This is a genomic window from Chitinophaga sp. XS-30 (assembly GCF_008086345.1).
GTDB lineage: Bacteria > Bacteroidota > Bacteroidia > Chitinophagales > Chitinophagaceae > Chitinophaga.
Map to the genome: position 1 here is coordinate 5,033,358 of NZ_CP043006.1, position 24,249 is coordinate 5,057,606.

Genomic DNA, 24,249 nt, shown 5'->3' on the forward strand with positions numbered 1-24,249 from the left:
GTTTGTTATCTCAATATTTCAATCCATCCTTTGTGAACACTGTTGCCTTCGGGGCGCTGCACTTCCAGGATGTAATAGTAGGTGCCTTCATTCAGGCCGGACCCGTTCCAGTCGTTCCGGTAATCCTTGCTCTGGTACACCATTCCTCCCCAGCGGTTGTAGATGTAGATCTTCGATCCCGGGTATTTCTCCAGGCCGCCGATCACGAACCTTTCATTCCTGCCGTCACCGTTCGGGGTGAACACGTTCGGGAAATTCAGGTCTTTTACTTCTACAGGGATGAGCGTGGACGGAGCGCCAGCCTGCGGCGATGGATGCGGCTCATTCGCATTCGATGGATCAGCAGGTAATGTGGGTTGCTCGCCTTGCCCGTTGCCATTGTCCACCATCGCGGTGTTGGTGATCTCGGTGATGCCGTTCAGGCTGTTGCTCACCACTACCGTGAAGTGTACGGTTGATGTGGCGCCTACCGCGATAGCTCCGATGTTCCAGGAAAGTTCGTCTCCGTTTCGCACACCGCCGTTGTCGATGCTCACCAGTTCTGTTCCCGCAGGAATCAGGTCTTCTACGATCACATTGTTCACGGTCACATTGCCCAGGTTGCGGACATGTATGGTGTAGGTGATATTGCTGCCTGAGCGCACGGCGCCTGTTGTTCCTGATGGCGTGTAAGCCGCGCTCTTCCAGTTCACCGTTACCGCGCCGCCGCCGTCTACCGGCACTTCCGTAGCGGGTTGTGACGGATCAGGGTTCGGATGCGGATTGCCCGGATCGTTCGGATCTTCCGGAACAGTCGGCTTCATGCCGCCACCGCCATCGGTCTGCGCCGTATTCGTAATGTTCACAATGCCCGTAAGATCATTGCTCACTACCGCTGTAAAGCTTACGCTTTCTGTAGCGCCGATCGCTATTTCAGCAATCGTCCAGGTCAGGTTTCCGTTCGTGTGTACACCGCCGTTAGCAATGCTGCGGAAATCTGTTCCATCCGGCACCACATCCACTACCTGCACATTCGTCAGCATCACGTTGCCGTTGTTGCGTACATGAATGGTGTAGATGATCTCGTCACCCGGACGAACAGCGCTGCCCGTGCCAGTGCCGGTATAACTTACGCTCTTCCAGCTGATGGAACCGTCTCCGCCGTTATCCACCGGAATGTTTGTTGAAGGTTCGGCCGGTGTGGGGTTCGGATGCGGGTTGCCCGGATTGTCAGGATCTTCCGGAACGGTATTCTCCTCTCCTCCTTCGCCGCCGTCATCCACCCTTGCGGTGTTGACGATATTGCTTGCGCCGGTCAGATCATTCACGACGCTCACCGTGAAGCTGCGGGTAGCTGTTGCTCCGGGCGCTATCACCGGTATCGTCCAGGTCAGGCTGCTGCCCACCGGTGCGATATTATCCTGGGCGCTCACAAACTCAGTATAAGCCGGAACATCATCCCTCACCGTCACCTGGTCGAGGTTCACATTTCCGGTATTGCGCACATGGATCGTATAGGTGATCTGGTCGCCGGCTTTCACTGCGCCGCTGGCACCTGTGCCGGTATAGCTTACGCTCTTCCATTTTTCGGATTGTTTGATGTCGTTATCCGCGATCGTTACCGTAGCCTGATGGCCCGGAGCCGCTGCTGGCTGGAAGCTGCCCAGCGAAGTGGTGCTGCCGCCAATTACAGTGAGCACTACCGTTCTGTCCCCATCCACGATCATATCATCAATGACATTCACCGGTACCCTCACTTCCTGTTCACCCGCAGGGATGATCACCGTTGTGCCCATCGTCTGGTAGTCCGTACCGGATATTGCCGTACCGCTCACGGCCAGTTGAACAATGATGTCTTCCCTGGCAGTAATGCCCGCGGGCAGGCTGATCAGGTATTCGCCGTTCACCGGTCCGGTCTCGTGCGCATCCGCTACAGTGGCGGTGATCGCCAGCGTACGGTTGGCCGTTGTGTTATCGTTATCAGCAATGATGACCGTAGCATCCGGGGTAGCGCCGGGCGTAAAAGTGATGCCCGCGCCGTTCACCGTAGCCGTCCCGTTTGTGATCGTCAGCACCACCGTACGGTTGCCGTCGATGATCTGGTTATCGATCACCTGCACCGGCAGGGTAATGGCGTTGGTATTGGCCGGAATAACCACCGTACCGGTATGCTGTACATAGTCCATTGTGGTGGCATTGATATCTGCGCCCGGCTTAGCTGTACCGCCGACCGTGTAAGTCACCGTTACCGGCACCGCGGAGGTCACGCCTTGCGGCAGGCTGATGGTGAACTGGCCATCATTGGACGGTTCTGCCGCATTCGGGATGCTCGCTGTAACATTGAGCACCTGGTTCGCCGCTGTCGCATCATCATCCGCGATCAGCACGGTGGCAGCGTTGGACGCTCCTGCCGTAAAGGCGCCGTTAACTGAAGCGGAGGCCGAAGGATCAATGGTAAGTATCACGGTTTCATCGTCTTCAATGATCTTGTCATCTTTCACCTTCACTTCCACGATCACGCGGCTGGCGCCGGCCGGCAGTACAATGCCAGTACCAGGATCTTCATAGTCCGTTCCGGCGATAGCTGTGCCGGAAGTTGCAAACACTACATTGATATTATTTGCGGTAGTATAACGTGTACCGGGAACAGCCTCCGGCAACCTGATCTCGAAGTGTCCGTTAACAGCAGGCTCTGCCGCGTTATCCAGGCTGATCACCTCCAGCGTGCGGGCCGCGGTGGTGTTATCGTCATCCGCGATCTGCATTGTTGCCGTATGGTCAGTTCCGTCTGCCGGGAAGTACACATCATCATTTGCACTGTTCTTTCCGTTACCGCCGAGCAGCTGCATGGTCACTGTTTCTGTACCTTCTATAATATAATCGTCAGATACGGTCACATCCACATCCACACCATTTGCGCCGGCGGGAATGATCACGGTGCCGACAGTATAATCAACTCCTGCGGTAGCGGTACCGGACAGGGTGTACATCACCGTGATATCATTCGCGGCGGTGGTCCCTGATGGCAGGCTTACCCTGAACCTGCCATTGGTAGCAGGTTCTGCGGCATCGGACACATGTGTGATCGATACCGGGTTATCTGTCGGAGCGTTCACATCCACAATGTTTACCGTAGCGGTGGTATGTGCCGGATCGATGGTGAAAGTTACCGCTGAGGATACACCGGTCAGCGTCATCACCGCATCTTCCGGCCCTTCGATGATACCGTCGTTATAGGCTTCCACATCTATCCAAATCTCATTTGCACCGGCAGGGATGGTGACCGTATTACCGCCCACCAGGCTGCTGCCTTGTTTCAACTGGTAGTCAGTTGTTGCATTACGGACAGCCGCACCGCTCATGCTGAATGTTACGGTAATGTCCGCCGCACTGGTAAAGCCTGCGGGCAGGCCCAGGCGATAACGGCCAAGCGTTGCACCTTCTATGGCGTCGGACACTTTGGTCAGCAATACCACACGGGCATTAGTACCCGCATCGTCATCCATGATCTCCACTGTGGCGCTGTTGCCTGCTCCCGCGGTGTAGCTGAACAGACCGTCGCTGCCGCTATTCACCTGCATGATGACAGTTTCAGTGGATTCGATGATCTGATCGTCCAGCACATTTACGGGAACGGTTACACTGTTCTGGTAAGCCGGGATGGTCACCGGTACCGGTATAGCGCTGTAATCCGCTCCAGCCGTGGCCGTGCCGGCATTATCGATCACGAAGTTCACCGTCACCGGTCTTGCCGATGTGATGCCTGCGGGCAGGCTGATCACGAAGGAACCGCTGGTGGCAGGCTCTGAAGCGTCCTGCTGTTTCGCGATGGTCAGCTGCAGGTTGGCAGGGGTATTGTCATTATCTGCAATGGTTACCGTAGCCGGTGTACCTGCAGGGGTAAGGTTGTAATTGGTGGCGCCTACTGTAACCGCACCGTTGCCGATGGTCATGATCACCGTGCGGTTGCCATCGATAATGGTATTATCGATCACATTCACCGGTACGTCTACGCTGTTGGTATTGGCCGGGATGGTTACGGTACCGCTCAACTGGATGTAATCCTTTGTTGTGGCGGCCGCATCCGCGCCCGGTGTAGCCGTGCCGCTGATCGTGTAGTTCACGGTCACAGGCGCCGTGATGGTGACACCCGCAGGCAGGCTGATGGTGAATGCTCCGTTCACAGGGCCGGTCTCACTGGCATTCGCAACCGTTGCCGTGGCCTGCAGCTGCAGATTGGCCGGTGTCAGGTCGTCATCCGTTATGATCACAGTGGCAGCGCTTCCGGTTGGCGTGTACACATCACCGCTGATCGCGGTGGAGTTAGCCAGTGTCATGATCACGGTTTCATCGCCTTCGAGGATATCGTCATCCTTCACGGTTACCGGTATAAATATGCTGCTGCTTCCGGCGGGTAATACCACACCTGTGCCGGCTGGTTCATAGTCTGCTCCGGACGTGGCCGTGCCGCTGATCGCAAATACCACATTGATATCTTCCGATACGGTGTAGCGGGTGCCGGGCACTGCTTCGGGCAGCCTGATCTCGAACTGGCCGTTCGTTCCGGGTTCCGCACCGTCTGTTACCTTCACCACTTCCAGCATGCGGTTGGCCGCGGTGTTGTCGTTGTCTGTTATATTGATCGTAGCGGTATGGTTGGTGGCGTCTGCAGGGAACAGCAGGTTATTGCCGCTGATATCCTGGCCATTGCCGCCGAGTACGCGCATGATCACGGTTTCTGTGCTTTCCAGGATGTAGTCGTCCTTCACGGTCACATCCACATCCACCCCGTTTGTACCAGCTGGAATGATCACAGTACCGGTTGTATAGTCTGCTCCTGTTGTAGCCGTACCGCTAAGGGCGTAGGACACGGTGATATCCCTTGCCGAAGTGGTGCCGGTTGGCAGGCTTACCCTGAATCTGCCGTTGGTTGCAGGTTCTGCGGCGTCTGTTACGTTTGTTATGCTCAGCGCTCCGCTGGCCGCCGCATTTACATCCACAATGTTAACGGTGGCAGCGAATTGTGCCGCATCAACCGTGAATGGCAGCGCCGAAGTGATGCTGTTGAGCGTCACAACAACCTGCTCCTGCCCTTCAATGATGCCATCGTCTGTGGCATCCACGTCTATCAGCACTTCGCCGGCGCCTGCAGGTATCACAATGGACCCGCCGCTGATCACGGTGCCGCCGGGTACGGTTGCCAGCTGGTAATCGGTAGCGCGGGTTGCGGTGCCGGTCACCGTGAAGGATACGGTAATATCCTGCGATGAAGTGATGCCAGGCTGTAACGCAATGCGGTATTGACCTTTGGCCCCGCCTTCAACGGCATCGGAGATTTTCGTGATCTGCACTACGCTGGTGCCGGAGGTAAGGTCGTTGTCTATAATATTAACAGTAGCCTGTGCAACATCTGTTGTGAAATTGATGGCTGTAGTGCCGTCCGCTTCAAGCCCAGTACCGCCGGTGATGTCCATCACAACGGTCTCTGTCAGCTCAATGATCTGGTCGTCCAGCACATTCACGGGAACGGATACACCGGGATTGCCTGCGGTGATCACCACCGTGCCGGTAATGGCCTGGTAGTCTGCCCCCGCAGTAGCCGTGCTGGCGGCGTTAATGCTGTAGTTCACGGTAATATCCTTCGCCGCGGTCAGCCCGGTTGGCAGGCTGATCAGGAAGGAACCGGCGTTCACCGGTTCGGAACCGTCTGCCGTATTGATAATGCTCAGTCTGAGTTTGTCTGCCGTATTATCGTTATCTGCGATCGACACGGTAGCCATGTGCGCCGGAGCGGCCGCGGGCGTAAAGAGGCCCAGACCGGACGTGCCGCCGGTGATCGTCACAATTACCGTACGGGTGCCGTCAATGATCATGTTATCGATCACTTCTACCGGAACGCTCACGCTCTTCTCTCCTGCTTTGAGGATGGCGGTGTACGGCATTGGCTCATAATCCACACCTGCCGCCGCTGTGCCGCCTATCGTGAAGCTGATCTCCACATCTTCCGCAGCGGTAATGTCCGTATCCGCAAAACTGAAGGTAACCTCACCGTCCACAGGACCGTCCTCAGACGCATTGGCAATTGTGGCAGTGGCCTGCAGCACGCGGAATGCTGCCGTATTATCATCATCGGCAATATTTACCGTAGCCTGGCTGGCGGTGCCGACAGGTACGGATACTGCGCCAATGCTGGCAGACTGCAGGGTCAACAATACCGATTCAGAAGGCTCGATAATGTCATCATCGGCCACGCTCACGGTTATCATCACTTCTCCGCTGCCTGCGGGAATCTTCACGGTATTACCGGTAATGATCATACCGCCGGCATCTGTCAACGTATAATCAGTGCCGTTTATAGCGGTACCCGCGATGGTATAGGTAACATCTATGTCTGTTGTAGTAGTCTGCCCATTGGCCAGGCGGATGGTGAACGTGCCGTTAGTGGCGGGTTCCGCTGCATTGGCATTGGAGGCGATCACCTCCACGCTGGCATTGCCCAGATCATCATCCGCGATGGTCACCGTGGCTTCCGCATCCGTTGTGCTTGCGCCGATAGTGCCGATGGTGGCGGTAGTACCGTTGGTGAGGGTCATCACCACATCACGGTTGCCGTCAATGATCGTGTTATCGATCACTTCCACCGGAACGGTTACGGAAGATAAACCTGCCGGTATCACTACTGTGCCGGAAAGTGTTTCATAATCTGTGCCGTTCACGGCCGTTCCTGTAAGCGTGTAATGAACGGTGACCGGTTCTGTTGCCGTGAAACCGCCATCTATGCTGATCGTGAACAAGCCGTCTGTAGAAGGTTCGCTGGCTGCGGGTATGGTGGCTGCCACCGAGAGCGTTGCATTGGAAGCATCGTCATCGGCAATATCCACCTGTGCTGTTTCTTCTCCGGTTTTCACCGCAATGGCGCCAACGCTGGCGGTTGTGCCGCCGAGCAGTGTAAGTACCACGGAACGGGTACCATCGATGACCGTGTTATCGATCACATCCACCGGAACGATCACCGTAGCGTCACCCGGCTGGATAACAGCGGTGCCGTTCAGCATCGTGTAATCGGTACCGTTAGCCGCAGTACCGGCGATGGAATAAGTGACACTGATCGCCTCCGTGGCGGACATACCCACCGGCAGGCTGATCGTAAATGCCCCGTCCGTTCCCGGTTCGCTGGCATTCGCCGTGCTGGCGGAAATGGACAATTCAGCTTTTGCGGCATCATCGTCGGCAATCGTAACGGTTGCGTTTTCCGCTGCACCGTCTACCCCGATGTTCACCACCTGTCCGTTGATCGTGGCTTCACCGGCGGTGATCGTTACAATGACCGTCCGATTGCCGTCGATAATATCGTTATCGATCACGGTTACCGGTATTACCGCCCCCGCTGCGCCAGCAGGAATGGTCACGGAACCGCTTAACTGGATGTAATCATTGTCTGTTGCGCTTGCATCCGCACCAGGTGTTGCGGTACCGGCAATAGTATAATGTACCGTGATGGGCTGGGTAGCCGTTACGCCGGAAGGCAGGCTTACGGTAAATTCACCGTTCGTACCGGGCTCCGTCGCATTCGGCTGGCTAGCGGTTATGCTTAACCTTCTGTTAGCAGCATCGTCATCGTGTATGATCAGTGTTGCCTGGTTACCCGGTGATGGGGACGTAAACGCGCCCAATGCGCTGCCGGAAGGCAGTTCAATGCTGGTTATATTCATCACCACGCTCCTGTCACCATCTATCAACGTATTGTCAACAGGTGTGATGTTCACGGTGATGCTGTTGCTGCCGGCCGGGATGGTAAAGGTCAGCGGGATGGTTTGATAATCCGTGCCATTCACCGCCTGGCTGCCCGTCAGCGTAACATGTACGGTAAGGTCTTCCGCCACCGTGATGTTTTCGGGCAGGCTGATGGTAAACTCACCATTCACCGGTGCTATTCCTTCCTGTGCATCAGGCTGGGTGGCGGCAATGGTCAGTTCGCGGTTCGTTGCGATGTCGTCATCATCATGAATGATCAATGTTTCATTGGCCGGGCTGATGGTGAACGGCGTTCCGTAGGGATTACCGCCTGTTACCGTGATGGCGCCAGGCGTCAGTATTACGGAGCGGTCTCCGTCTATGATGTTATTGTTGACCGGCGTTATGCTTACTGTAGCCGAAGGCTGTCCGGCCGGAATGGTTACCGTCATGGTAACAATGGAGGCGTAGTCCGTTCCGTTCACGGCCTGACCGGTCAGGGTATAGGCGATGTTCAGATCACGGGATGCGGTTACGCCATTGGGCAAACCGATGGTGAATATACCATCCACCGGTGTGGTGCCTTCCTGGGCATCCGGCACTGTTGCGTCCAGCGTCAGCACAAAGTTGGCTGGCACATCATCATTATCGGCAATATTGAATGTAGCGGTGTTTTCCGTTGCATGTGCGGTAAAAGTAGCCACCGGTGCGCTGATCACGCTGTTGTTGATGGTCACGATCACATTACGCGTCCCATCGATAACCGTATTGTCGATCACGTTCACCGGAACATCCACATAACCGCTGCCGGCAGGGATGATGGCTTGCCCGGACAGTATTACATAATCCTTGTCCGTTTCACTGATAACAGCACCAGGTACCGCGGAACCGGAGACGAGGTAATTGATCGTTACCGGCTCATTGGTGATCACCAGGTCTGTGCCAACGGTGCCGGGCAGCTTGAAGCGGAAGTTCCCGTTAACGGGACCGGTTTCATCGCCGTCAGCGCCGGTCTTCAGCACACTTACAACACGGTTCTCCGGTTTATCGTCGTCATCGGTGATCGTCATATCCGCACTGGCTGTTGCAGCCGGCGTGAAGGCGCCAACGGACGAAGTACCGCCGGTGATGCGCAGCACCACGTTCTCGCTGCCCTCGATCGCGTAGTCGTCCAGTACGGCCAGCGGCACATCTACATAAGAAGAACCGGCCGGGATCACCGCAACACCGGTGTTGGTGCCTGCTGTATATCCGGCGATGGTGAAGTCCGCGCCATAGGTGGCAGTACCGGCATCCAGCACATAGTTGACGGTAACATCCCCTGCGGCCACGAGCGTTCCCGGGAGGCTCAGGCGGAAAATACCGTCGTTGAGACCACCGCCCGGTTCCGCAGCCGCCTGTTGTACTGCTGCGGACAGCACCATATTGGTATTATCATCATCCGTGATGTTAAGGGAAACATCCAGGCTGTTGTTCACGGTAAAGGGCAGTGTTCCCGCCGATGCGTTTTGCAGGCGGATAACCACTGTTTCTGTTCCTTCAATAATATTATCGTCTATGACCGGTACATTGATCACAGCGGAATTGCTGTTTTCAGGGATGATCACAGTACCGCTCAGGTTCGTATAATCGACACCGGCAGTAGCTGTGCCTGTTGTCTCTATCGTATAGGTCACCGTGACATCTTTACCGGCCAGCAGTGAACCCGCGAGGTGTACCCGGAAGACGCCCGGAGTGGAAGGCTCTGCGCCATCGGTCTCGCCAATTGCAGCGACCGCCATGTCGTAGGCCGGATCATCCTGGATGTACACTGTGCGTTGAGCCGTGCCCAGTACCGGCAGGTTCAGCGTACCGGAAGGTACTACTGCGGCAGCACCGTTCAGGCGGATGAACACAGATTCCTCTCCTTCTATCAGGTCATCTGTTACGGCTTTCACTACAAGGTCAACAAATGACTGGCCCGGCAGCATGACGATGGTGCCATTACCTGTACCCGGATCATAAGTGCCCGTAGATGTACCAAAATCTATCGTATAATCGGAAGCTTGCGCGGTTCCGCCGGGCATTACCGTGAATGATAAGGTAAGGTCATCCCCTGCCGTTGCGGCGGGATTGACGAGTTCAAACCGCACATGCCCATCCGTTCCGCCTTCGAAAGCATCGAGGGTGGCCGTAGCGCTGATGCTGACAGCGGCTTCATTATCAGTAATATTCACTGTTGCGGCATTGGCCGTGCCGGCTGTGTAGGATACAACGGTTGCGCCATATGTTGCCGTGGCAACCGTTGGCGCCAGTGTGAGGATCGCCGTTTCGGTGCCTTCCACGATATTGTCATCCTGTACCGCTACGGTAACGGTCATGCTGCCCTGGTTGGCAGGCAGGGTCACCGAAGTACCGATATTGCCGTAATCCGTTCCTTCCGTTGCCGTTCCGCTGATGCCAAAGGCGATATTCAACGGTATGGCGGAAATATAGCGCTGTCCGGACCCATGCATAGGCAGGCGGATATCGAATTGTCCGTTTGTGTCAGGCTCTGAGCCATCGGCAAGCGATACAACTTCGAATTGCAGGTTGGCAGCGTTGGCAATGTCGTCATCGATTACGTCTATGGTGATGGTATGATCCGTAGCATGTGCCGGGAATGATACCGTTTGAGAAGCGTTGGCCGCATCCTCAGCATTACCGCCCAATACAGTAATCACAATATTCTCAAGACCTTCAATAATATGGTCATCGATCATTGTCACCGTTACCGGTACAGATGACTGGTTAGCCGGTATTACAATAGGCTGGATGGTTTGATAATCGAACCCTTGCGCCGCTGTTCCACTGATAGCAATGGATACGGCGATATCTCTTGTATAAGCGTTGCCACTGGCTGTACCCACCGTAAAGTTAACCGTACCGCCCACTTCTGATGCGCTCGCCGTTGCAGGGGAGATCACCAGTGTATTCTCCGCGGCGCCGTTCACATCCAGGATATTCACGGTAGCGCTGGCCGGGCTCAGGGTAAACGGATCACCGTTACCATTCTGGGCGCCGGAAAGGTTCAGGATCACCGTTTCGGTCAGCTCTATCAATCCATCACTGAAAGCGTCCACTTCGATGATCACTGAATTCTGGTTGGCAGGGATCGTAATTGTTCCTGCCACTGTATTCAGGTGAGGTGCGGGCACCAGCTCATAGTCCGGTCCCACGCCATACGTAGCGGTACCGGTCAATGTGTAGTTCATGGTAATGGGGGTAGAACTGATCACACCATTCGGAAGCGCCACTTCAAATCTGCCATGAGCGCCATCTTCCACGGCATCAGACACACGGGTGAGCAGCAATACATTGGAATTGGCGTTATAATCCTCATCAGTAATATTCACGGTAGCGGTAGCAGTACCGGTTGTATAAGTATGCACCCCATCGCTTCCGCCATCAAGATCAACAGTTACCGTACGTGTTCCATCAATTATAAAGTTGTTGATCACGTTCACGTACACACGCGCTTCATCAACACCCGCCGGGATAACCACGGTGCCTGACAAGGCAGAGAAATCACCACCCGGTACCGCTGTGGAATTGGGGGCATCGAATGTGTAGTTAACGGTAATATCGCGGGATGAGGTAACGAGCGGCGGCAGTTTAATGGTGAAGTAACCATTGGTAGCCGGTTCTGCAGCATCCTGGGTAGCTTCAATGCTCAGTACCTGCTTGGCCGGAACATTATCGTCATCAGCGATGGTCACCGTAGCCTGGCCGGAAGTTGTGGACAGCGTGAAATCTGTGGCTATGGCGCTGTTCAGGGCCATGATCACCGTTTCATCGCCTTCAATGATCTCATCATCCAGTACACGCACTTTCAGCAATACATCGGGCTGGCCGGCCGGAATGGTGATGGTATTACCAGCGATCACAACATCTGATGCATCCAGCAGCTCGTAGTCCGTACCCTGTACGGCCTGGCCGGAAAGGTTGAAGGTTACCTGGATGTCCTGCGCGGCAGTTATCGTAGCAGGCAGGCTGATCGTGAAGCTGCCGTCATGTGTCACAGGTGTGCCTGGCTCGGCGGCGGCATTATCGGTTGCCGCTACCGTCACCAGTATTTTAGCCGGATCATTCCGGTCATCATCGAAAATAGTGAGGGTGGTGGTGCGCTGCGCCGCATCCAGCGGATGAGCCGGATACAGCCCTGCGTTACCATCGCCCAGATCAAGGATAATGGTCTCATCGGTCTCGATGATATCATCATCAATAATGGCTATTGCAAATGTCGCGTCACGCTGCCCGGATGGTATGGTCACCGTACCGGTAAGCGGATAGGTATAATCCGTACCGTTTGCCGCCGTGCCCGCGCCGTTGATGCTGTAGTTGACAACAATGTCTTCCGATGCGCGCACTCCCGCAGGCAGGCTCACCCTGAAGATGGCATTCTGCGGTACGGTATTGCCGGGCGCTTTCTCATAGCCGTCCTGTACACGGGAGATACTGAGGTAACGTGCGGAAGGATCGTTATCGTCTTCAATCACCACCGTAGCCGTAGCTGCGGCGGCATCATTGGTAAAGGTAAAGCTGGTGGATGTGGCGGTACCCAGATCCAGGATCACGGTTTCATTGGCTTCCAGCAGATCGTCCGTTTGAACGGTAACCTCCAGCGTAACACTGTTCTGGCCTGCGGGGAGAATAATGGTACCGGTGTTCGTTCCGGCATCATAGCCGGCCAGAGTATAGTCATCTGTATAGGCAGCGGTACCGGCACCCAGGCTATAGGTGATCGTGACCGGTTCCGAGCTGGTAATATTCGCAGGCAGACTGAAGGTGAACTGACCGTGTACGGGCCCGTCTTCCAGCGCAGGGGTAATGGTGGCCGCCACGCCGATCACCGTATTGGCAGGGATGTTGTCGTTATCGGTAATGTCTGCCGTTGCTTCAAATTCGGTGGCATGCAGGCTGTAGGGAGATGATCCGCTCGCGCTGGTGAGGGTAAGCGTTACATTTTCGGTTACTTCGATCACCTGGTCATCCACTACCGGCACGTCTACATCCACACTGTTGCTGCCCGCAGGGATCACCACGGTCCCGGTCAGCGTTGCGTTATCAAGACCGGTTATCGTATAGTCGTCAACATTGGCAGCGGTACCGCTTATTGCATATTCTACCGTTACATCTTCACTGGCCAGCAATGTACCTGGCAGTTTGATCGTAAACCTGCCGTTGGCTCCGCCTTCAGCGCCGTCTGTGGCTTTCAGAACGCTGATCACACCAGTGGCTTCCGTGATGCCGCCGAATGTGGAGAAGCTTTCTATATTGCTGAACTCAACGTATTTCACACCATTCTCTTCACCAATGTTGTTCAGCAATACCGCTGTCATATTATTCAAACCTGTTTCTGTAAGATCTGCCAGCACGTCTGTTACTTCACCCGGATGTTTGAACCACTTCCAGTTTTGCGGTGTGGCAATACTCCGGTCATTGGCCAGGTAGCTCTCCGCATCTGCCTTCTCTGCATCATTCCAGAAGAAACGCACCCTCACTCCTCCATTGACGGTGAGCGGAGCCCCGGTGTAGGTGATCTGCAGCATGCGGCGCATCAGTTGTGTTCCGTAGTCTGTGCCACCAGCCTTACCTAGTTCGGTATCCATATCCCGGTTAACGGAAATATAAACGGAGAACTCGGAAGGATTGATGGTATTACCATTCGGGTCGATGGCAGCAATATATTGATCAGGATTTGCAGGATCTTTGAAATAGAGCATACCGTTTGCATCAAGACATACGTTGCTGGTGGTGGCATCAGTTCCATCGGGCACCAGGAAGGCTTCAGCGGCCTGTACATTGCGTGTTACCAGCGTGAATACATCGCCGTTGGCAAAGCTGCCCACGTTATCGAACCGCACTGTGGTGCCGTCCAGCTCAGTGGCGGGCACCAGCACGTAATCCGTGGGGGACAGTGTACCGAAATTACCGCTGCCGGTCTTGTCGATCAGCAGGGCATAGTGTTCCAGTACAGTTCCACCGGGTGTGAGGCCGGTCAGGTCGAACTTAAGCGTTACCGGTTGCGCAGCATTGTCGAAATTGGTCAACTGCACTTTCCATTCACGGCTCAGCCGCTCTGTGATGCAACCCGGCAGGTCTGCCGTGCTGATCGTTACCGCACCGGGGTTCGCGCTCCACATGAAATAGCTCATATCCGATGCAAAAGTTGCGGTATTGGAGATATTATCTGCGGAAATTCCGCCCAATCCTATTGTCAATACTGCACCGTCATTGACGCTGCGGCTTTGTTTCTGTACCAGCGCAGTCGCATCATCCCGACCGATACCCGCGATATTTATATTATACGTGCCATTAACGGCTGCTTCCCATATGCTGGTCGTTCCGTCGGTGGCCAGATAATCCTGCGGCGAAGTCTGGTCAAGTGTAATGCCGTATTTAACACCCAGGTAAGACTCCACCTGTTGAGCCTCGGCAGTGGTGAGTGCTGCCTTATATACGATGACCTCTGGTATTTTACCATTAAAGATACGGGGGTCGAAAGTAGCGCCGCCGGTAGTGCGGCCACCAACCTCAAAGTTGAGGCCGTCGTTCTGGGTAGCGCAGTTGGTTCCCAAAGGCCCTTGTTTACCGTTCAACCAGGTGCTTCCTCCCAATGAGTTATTGGGACTGATATAAGCAGCCCTTGCAACAACAGGCGCCGAGCTGGTGGGCGTAGACGGGCTTACCAGGCATCCGCTGCCATCCATTGTATAATTGCCGTTGACAAGATTGATGAGCCCTCTGCCTGAGATGCTGCCCACCCAATCTCCGTTCGTTGCGAAGATACCGGCCAGGTCTGCCTGGGTTCCTTCACGGTTGGCCACGGAGAATATTGAGATCGGGTTGGTAGAATTCCAGGCCGAAATGGCGCTTCCTTTCAGCGATCTGTTCACAGCACCTGTAAAGTCTACAGAGGGGTTAAAGTTGATCGCAACAGGTTCAAGCGTGATTGCTGCGGTAGGCGTAATCGGGTCTGTATGGGAGATTGTGGACGCACGCAGCTCTGTAGCAACATTATTGCTGCCGCTCTGGTCGATCCACTGCTCTACTTCATTGCCGGCATTCGCCTGTACGCCTGCATCGGCCTTCACCCATAATATATCCCCCAATACGCCGCCCGGTGCAGTTACCAGTGCGGCAAAGGTGAAATATTGGGCATTATTCAAATCTACAGTAGCGGCATAATAATCTTCACCACCGACAGTGATCAGCGAGAGTGTGCTGTACTGGTCATTCTCATCAATGGTCTCATCATTGCTCACCACCAGTTGCAGCGAAGAAACGGTGGGGGAAACGATAGACGCGGGAACGGCGATCTGTACATTTCCTACTGTGCCGGTTTCCTGCACTTTCCATATCCTCGTCATGCGGGCAGTAATACCCGGTTTGGTGGTCATGCCGGTGGCGAAGGCTGTAGAAGCACCGTCGTCCCCCCATATCATATATGCTTTGTCTGCCGTGAAAGTATTAGTATTGGCCAGGTTGTCCGCCGCAATGCCGCCAAGGCCCACTATGGGCTGGAAGCCGGTGTTAATGCTTCGTGACTGCTTCTGGTTCAGGCCTTCCACGTCATCACGACCGATACCGGTGATATTATTTTTGTAAGTGGTGTTGGCTGTGGCATCCCATATCTGGGTACCGTCAGTAGCCAGGTAATCTGTAGCAGCAGTCTGATCTATCGTATAGCCGTACTTGATGGCCAGGTAAGTAGACACGCGTTGCAGTTCATTGGCGGTTAACGCATTGGGATATACGATAACGTCCCCAATGGTGCCGTTCCAGGCCTGCGCAGCATCCCATGGAGCGTTACCTATCCGGGCGTCGCCGTTGCCTGTGTTCCAGGGCCGGCCTATCGGCCCGCCTAGAATTCCCATCTTGCTATACAGGGTAGCATTGCCACCACTGCCTGCCCATACGCCCACCATTTCGTTAAACACACCTGGTTGCCAGTTTCCGGCAGGGCTTGTTACGTCATTGGCATATCCCACAAAACCGGCTGTTCCATTTCCTCCTACCACCGCAATACCAGTACCCGTGTTGGTTCCCGCCGCACCGTATCCAAGAATAAACTTCTGAACACCAGCGATTGTGGTTAAACTACCAGTACCGAAGAATGTTCTCGCGCTGGTGCCTACCGGCAGTTTGGTGATATCAAGATTCAGGTAATCCGCCCCGTCAAATTTCACTACAGGATTAAAGTTGGTATTGTCTACCGGGTTGTTCAGGTAAAGGGGCTGACTGGCCGGCACAGTTGTTTGTGTAGCGTTGTTCAGCTCGGATGCGTAATCCGTCCAGCCGCTGATAGCCGTATTGTCGATAGTGCTGGAAGTACCTGCGTCAGGACGCAGCCAGAGTGAAGTACCCACCACACCGCCAGGCGCCTTGATATAAGATGCGAAGCTGAAGTATTGTCCACTGGTCAGATCAATGCTGGCTGCATAATGTTTCACGCCATTCAGCATGATCTCGCTTACCGGGATGAACTGGTCCGTTCCGTCCAATGTGGCGTCACCGCTCAGCACCAGGTAGGTTTCCGCGGCGTTGGGCAATGCATCATAAGGCACTGCTACCTGTACGCTTCCAACAGTACCTGTTTCCTGTACTTTCCAGATACGCGCCATACGGTAATTCACGGCCGGGTTGCCGGTGATCGCTGTTTTGAACAGTGTGCTGGCGCCGTCATCGCCCCAAACCATGTAGCTTCTATCAACTGTAAAGCCGTTGGTGTTGGCAAGGTTGGTCTCGGCCAGGCTGCCCAAAGCGATGGCAAGCTGCATACCCGTGTTTGAGCTCCGGCTCTGTTTCTGCGAAAGGTCTTCAGTATCATCACGGCCTATACCGGCGATATTGTTTTTATATGTTACGTTGATTGACGCGTCCCACACTTTGGTGGTACCGTCGGTTGCCAGGTAGTCGGTAGCGCCGTTGTTCAGCGTAATGCCGTACTTGATGGCCATATATGTATTGATACGCTGCTGCTCATTCGGCGTCAGCGCATTGGCGTAAACGATCAGGTCGCCCATGCGGCCGCTGTAGGAGTTCGTGTTGGATCCCAACTGGAAAATGCTGTTGTTACCGCTAAATGTGCTGGTATTATTACCAGTGGCCACACTTAAACCATTTTTGTAAATGGCCTGCCTGTTGGCAGCAAGACTAATATCGCTGGTAGTAGTCCAGAGAATAACCTGGTTACTGATATCTCCTGCGTTGTAGGTAAGGCGGTTGCTGACATAAGGAGCATCCCAGTAAACAATATTGTCGCCCCAGGTGGCATGCAGTGTAAACTGGGTGCCTGTACCAGCTTGTTCGGTAAAAATAACGGTGTTAACAGGAGTCGTTTGACTGGCTGCAAAGAAGGCGTTGGCAGCGGTATAGCTGCCTGTCTTGAGGAACGAGTTACCTGCCATCGAATGGGGAGCGCCATTGAACCTGACCACAGGGTTAAAGTTCATATTGCTGGCGGCGTTGTTATGATACAATGGCTGATTGGCCGGTGTTGCCTGCGCAACATTATTCATGTTGGGGCTGTAATCGTTCCAACTGCTTATCGGTGTATTGTCTGCGGTGGCGGAAGTTCCTATATCCGCACGCAGCCATACCAGTGTGCCGCTGCTTACACCACCCGGATATTTCACCGGAGCGCCAAAGGTGAAATATACACCATCGGGCATCAGGCTGGTATTGAGCGTTACCGTCTTGTCGATAGTCACCGGCAATTCCTGGTCGATCGTAGCAAATGTAGGATCTGTGCTGATCAGCAGGTATACATCCGTGCCTGTTGCATCTGCTTTCAGGATAATATCCTGGTCGGCCCAGTTGGTTTTAGCCACCTTCCAGACGCGGGGCAGGCGGCGGGTTGCGTTCGTACCGCTCACCACAGTGGCGTATGAGGTAGCGGACAAACCATTATCTGCAAATACGAAGAAAGATTTATCGTTGGTGATGGTATTGGCGTTCTGCTCGTTGGTGAGCGCAATGCTGTTGCCAAGTGATATGGTCACAAAGCCATCATCTACGCTGAGGGATTGTTTGGTGTTCAAACTGGTCGCATCGTCCCTGCCTATGCCGGTGATGGAGTTTTTGTAAGTAGCGTCCGCCGTCCAGTACGGGGCTCCATCTGTATCAACGTAGTTGGTAGCACCGCCATTCAGCGTAATGCCGTATTTAAGGCCCAGGTAAGATTCTACGGACTGGCGTTCTGCATCGGAAAGCACGCGGTCATATGCGATCACTTCTCCCATGCTGCCCTTCCAGTAAAGTCCGCGGGCAGCGATGGTACGGGAACCTATAGAAACGAGATTGGCAGTGAGTGGCGTTAAGTTGATGGTGCCCTGGTTATCAAATGCGTAGTTTTCAAAGACACGTATACCGTTAGGTGTATTATTCGTCTGCGTGCCGCTGAAAATATAAGGTTTACCAAGCTGTTTCGGTTTAACACCGTTTACTGCCACAACTGATGCGGCATTCTGCAGGTACTGCAGAACGTTGCCTGAGACCATCCGGAATTCCATTCCATGAGCTGTGCCGACTGCGCCTGAACTTAAAATATCTCCCAACCCCAAACCGCTGGCAACCGCAAAGATGGTGGCCGTAGAAGGATTTATTCGTGTAGTCGCAATATCCAAAAAGTCGTCCGTACCGTCGAAAACAAGACTGTAATTGAAATTCAGGCCCTTTGCATCTGTGATGGGCTGGCCGGCTACGGCAGACTGCAATGCATTGTTACCAAAGTTGCTGTAGTCGCTCCACTGTGCACCGCTGGACTTTCCATCATCCGCACGCAGCCAGAACGTAATGCCATCCCTCACACCATTCGGACCTCTCACCATCCTGGCGAAAGTAAAGTATCCATTATCAGGCAGCAGGCCGCTGTTAATGGTAACGGTGTTATCGTCATTCATCACGTAGGCGGCGTCACCTGCGCCGAAGGTTGCATCAGCACTCACCAGCAGGTAGGTTTCCGCGCTGCCGCCGGATAATCTGATCGTAATATCCTGGTCGGCCCAGTTGGTTTTCTGTACTTTGAAAATGCGGGCCATGCGCTGGCTGACATTGTTGATGCCGGTCACCGGTGTCAGGAAAGTAACAGCACCGTTGTCGTCCCCGAAGCTGAGGAAAGAAAGATTGTTGGTGATCTCCGTTGCATTTGCAGCATTGGACTCCGCAACAGCGGGACCGGCAGCGATGGTAACGATACCGTTCTCCGAGTTGAGGGACTGTTTCTGGTTCAGCATGCCCCTGTCATCACGACCGATGCCGGTGATGCGCCGGGAGTAGCTGCCGCCTTCGGCGGCTTGCCACATGGTAGTAGTACCATCGCTGGCCAGGTAGTCCATAGGCACATCGATGCCCAATGTAAGGCCGTACCGGAGCGCCATGTAGGATTGCACCTGCTGGCGTTCCACAGCGCTCAGCTTGCGGGAGTAGACGACTATTTCCGGAATATCCCCATTGAAGGGGGCGTTGTGGCCAGCCCCGATATAATCTTTGGCGCCTGCCGGAGATACAAAGCTCACTGCATTGGCGGCGGCGGTTGCCAGCACCTTCCCGTCAATACCGGCCGCCCAGTCGTTGGTGGCGCTCCAGATGTTCAGCATATGCGGATTGCGCACATTCACCCCCGCCGGGTAAGCAAAATTACGCCGGGCAGTGCCGGAACCGAAATACGTATAGTGGTTACTGTTACTCCATGTATATGTTCCCTGGTTGCTGGCATAGGTGCCGCCAAACTCAAAGGGATAGTGCAAAGTGGCTGCAGTGTTATCAAGATTGGACGACTGTACGGAGAATATTTCACCTGCCGTAAAGGTGTTTGCAAATTCCGGCAGCGAGAAGTAGGTAGCGCCGGCAAAGCCTACGCCGGGGTTGAAGTTGAAAGACGCCGGTTTCCATGCCGCCACATTTCCATTGACCTTAGGCCAAACGCGACCGGAGGGGCTCAGTTCTTTCCATTGTGTAACGTTGTTACCACCTGTGATGCCTGCATCCGCGCGGGCCCATACTTCCAGTCCTGCTGCAACACCGGCAGGAGCGGATTGTTCGATGGCGAAAGTAAAGTAGGCTCCATCCGGCAGAAGATCACTGTCCAGTGTTACCAATCCTTGTGCATCCAGCTGGTAAACCTCATCTCCTGCTCCGAAAGTCGCATCACTGCTCACCAGCAAGTATTTCGTACTGTCCGCTCCCATCAGTGCCAGGCTGATATTGCTCTTGGCCCAGTTGGTGCGGTCAATTTTAAAAATGCGCGCCATCCGCAGGGTAGCATCGCCCAGCCCGTTAACGGTCTGGGTGTAGGTAACTGCTCCCCCGTTATCGCTGAAAGCAAAGAAAGAAAGATCATTGTCAATATTGGTGGGGTTCTCCTTGTTGGAAGGGTAAAAGACGCTGCCTGCTGCAATGCTGACATTGGCGCCGTCTACCTGGGAGCGGCTTTGCTTTTGGAGCAGTGTGCCGTTATCGTCCCTGCCGATGCCGGTGATGCGCTGGCCGTAACCGGCATTTTTGGTTGCGGTCCACATCCGGGCCGTACCGTTGCTGGCGATGTAGTCAGTCGCAGCGCCTGCGGCAGTTTGCAGGGTGAGACCATATTTCAGGGCCAGGTAACTGTTCACCTGTATCCGTTCAGCATCGCTCAGGCGTCTGTTATAGAAGATCACCTCGGAGATGCGGCCGTTGAAGATGGAACTATGACCCGCGCCAATAGCTGTATTGAGAGCAGCGTGTCTCGAGAAATCAACTGTAAGTGTTGTACTGCTGCCTATCGTTTTGCCGTCGAAATTCAGCGACCAGTTGCCGGGAGCACTCCAGTTATTTAATATATGGGCGCGATTCATGTTGATGCCGCCCAACGGGAAGCCCGGCCGCGTACTGATGCCAAAGTGCGTATAGTGATTGCCATTACTATAGTGATAATGTTGTGCGGTCATGTTTACTGGGTCGCCACCAAACTCAAACGGGAAGCTGGGCGCGGTAGCAGTAGCCGCCAGATTCGAGAACTGTACAGAGAATATCTCTCCGGCTGTATATCCGTTTGTAAAGACCGGCACAGTAAAATAACTGTTGCCGGTGAAGTTCACACCCGGGTTATAGTTAATGGCGTTCGCCTGCCAGGGAAGGATAACACCGGGATGAGCTTTGGACCATTCCCTTTGCACAGCCTGGTCATCCCAGGAGCTGACGTTGTTATCAACCGCCCTTATACCCGCATCGGCCTTTACCCATGCCTGCAGATCTGTAGCCACCCCGCCGGGGAAACGCTGCTGCTTGCCAAAGGTAAAGAACACGCCATCGGCCAGATCGGCACTGGAGAGTGTAACTGTACCATTGCTGCCCAACTTCAACTCCCGGGTGAGTGTACCGAAGTCAGCGGCTGTGCTGACAAGCAGGTAGTTGTCCTGCGATCCGCCTTCCAGTTGCAGCGTTACCTGCTGGGTATTATCCCACGCGGTGGTTTTCTGCACTTTCCAGATGCGGCCCATGCGGTGCGTTACGTTGGCGCCGGTCACTGCCGTGAAGTAATTGGTGGCGCCGCCGTTGTCGCTAAATACCAGGAAGGCTTTATCGTTCGTGAAAGTATTTGTATTGGCGGCGTTGGACGCAACAATAACATCACCCAGCGCGATGGTCACCATACCAGTGTCCTGGCTGAGCGACTGCTTCTGGTTCAGCATCGTGCATTCATCACGGCCAATGCCGGTGATCCGTCTGCCGTAGCCTGTATTGTTTGCGGCAGTGTACATTTGCACCGTGCCGTCGCTTGTAACATAGTTGCTTGCCCCGTTATTGAGCGTGATGCCGTATTTCAGCGCCATATAGGATTCTATACGCTCCACCTCTTCCGGCAGCAGATCACGGTTATAAATGAATACTTCCGGCACCAGGACTTTCGAATATTCTCCGTAGGTCGCGGCACCCACGTCCAGCGTCCAAACGGACGCATCTGAAGTAGCGCCTGTTTTCAACGCTGCACCACTGCCCCGGAATTCATAGGCCCCTGCGGCAGCACGCTGATAAGAATACATCCTGCCTTTGGTGCTGATGGCAGCGCCTGTATTCAACCAGCCTTCCACATATAAACGGTCTTCATACCCTGCATGCCAGCCAAACAGCTTGTTGCCTGTAGAGCTGGTGAACACGCGTCCCGTCTGCGAACCTTCCAGTTCGGCCATCCCCATCAGGGTATAAGCACCGGTAACAGCGGCAGCGGCGGGCACACGATGGGCGTCGTTGCCATCGTAATAAATAGCAGGATTGAAATTCACCAGACTGGCAGTGCCATCCGGGTCGCCTACTACCGTCATATGGTTGGCGTTACCGGAAATATCGCCCCAGTTCACGCCGTCTACCGCCTGGTCCGCACGGTACCAGGCCACGATGCCGTCATTTACACAAGCCGGGCCGGCAAAGGTCATGGGTATGCTGTTACCGAATTCCGAAGTGCCGCAGTCATTGGCGGGAATACGAAGCGTAGCCGTCCAGAAACCCAGGCCCGTAGCGCCCGGACCGGCATTGTAGGTGATCGTTTGCGTGGAAGCGCCCGCGCTTACATTCGGTATGGAGGTAACAAAATATTGCCCGCTCGTTTTACTCGTAGCGGGATCGTTGGCATAAATATCTATCGCGTATTGCGCGCCGGCCGTTATATTCGGGATAGTTAGCTGGAGCTCGTATTGCCCTCCTCCGAGCGGGACAGACGATACCAGCACCGGCGTACGATTGGTGGCGGCTGTATAAGTACAGTTGCCCGCGGGATTTGAAATACCCAGACCGGCATTATTATAAATAGAGTTATTGGTGATGACCACCTTGTTAGGTGCATCGTTATTGACACCCGATCCACCATTATCATATAACACGCACCCACTCACCTGCGCGTCCGTTACGCCCGCGCCACCGTAGAACCAGATGCCATGATTGGCGCTATTGACTACCGTATCACCCGTCAGGTCATAATCAGAAACCGCATTGGCGCCATTGAGCACGATACCGGACCGGGTGTTGTTCCTGAAAGAAGAGTTGACAATATCTACATTGCTACGCGCGAAGTTCCCACCAAATTCAATACCATCCTCGTTCGCGGTAAATCTTGAATTGGAAACCAGGAAGTTGGTCGCCGCTGCCACCACAACTATCCCCTCGTTATCAAATTCATTGAACGATACGTTATCGATCGTTACGTCGGTTGCCGCGCCCAGGAAAGCGATGCCATGAATCCCATCAACCGTATTGGCCGGCTTGTCGCCATCCAGTACCGAATTGGTGATGTTAACACCGTTTGCTGTGGTTTCGAACCTGATAAAAGAAGAACCGCCGTGAAGACCCGGCATCCTGTTCTCCATCAGGACCTGGTTGATCGTGATATTGCTGGCAGCGCCATTGAACCAGATATTATAAATATCGTTCTCATTGATATTGATCGTATCCAGTGTTATATTGTCCGCAGTATTGTCGAAGCGGATGGCATAGTCCCCGTCATTATCGGCGCCAATTACATCCATATCCGCTGTAAACCTGTTCAGCTCTATATTGGTGCTAACAAAATCGCTGTAAAAACCCAGGGCCACGCCGCTCCACAAGCTGTCGATAGTGACATTCCGGAACATAATGTTATTCGCCGTTTCTACCGCACCGCCGGTATTGTCCAGCACGATGCCGTTCTGAAAACCGCTGATATTGGAATTCGTCAGCGTCCACCCGTTCACCGCTGCGTCGCGGAACACAATACCTTCCCCGCCACGTACATTCCCTGCAGAGCTTAAATGGATATTATCCATCACCAGGTTCGTTTGCATGCCGCCTGTAAAATAAAACGCGCGCCCATAGTAAGAGCCGCTGGCTGGTTGAATATCGTTGGAAATAATATTCCTTACGGTCAGGTCGGTGGATGCGCCCCGCACCCACATGAACGCATTCAGGAAATTGCCGACTGTGCTGAAGGAACGGATATTTTCAATGGTGATACCCGTCCTGTTCGCAAAAATATCCACGTTGATATCACCGTTGTTCTGCAACGTGAAGTTCCGCACTGTCACACTGTCCGCATCGATCACAAAAGGATTGACAATGGCATCGGCGCCGGTCGAAAACAGCGTGATCTTGTTCTCCCCGTCGATGGTCAGCTTCTTTACGGTAATGGTCGGCATCGTTGACACCAGCGTGATCTGCCCGTGCACATTGAACACGATCTCATGCGGACCCGGCCCCGCCGCGTTTGCATCCAATATTGCCTGCCTGAATGAACCCGGCCCGGAATCATTGGTATTCGTTACCGGAAATGTGGCTGCCTTTGCAAAAGCAGCCGCTAACAAACAACAAATTACTAAAAGGTACCGGGAATACGCACGCATACGCAGCCAGGAAAGGAGTGTAAAATTCCTCATAGGAGTTACTGGTTAATGAAAAACGATATTCGGGAAAGGGTTTTTTAGCTTTCTCGCCCACATGGGTTATGGTTATGCACTGCTAAATTAATTGAAGGACGACAGGGCGCTTATAGAATAAGTACGTAGCGGC

At 54.1% G+C, this 24,249-nt stretch carries 1 protein-coding gene; it reads right to left on the reverse strand.

What is annotated here, in order from left to right; genetic code table 11:
• Nucleotides 1–5 precede the first annotated feature (5 nt).
• Nucleotides 6–24,044 carry a Calx-beta domain-containing protein gene (locus FW415_RS20315; protein ID WP_168208911.1) on the reverse strand — a complete coding sequence of 8,013 codons (24,039 nt, stop codon included), beginning with the start codon at nucleotides 24,042–24,044 and terminating at the stop codon, nucleotides 6–8.
• Nucleotides 24,045–24,249 lie beyond the last annotated feature (205 nt).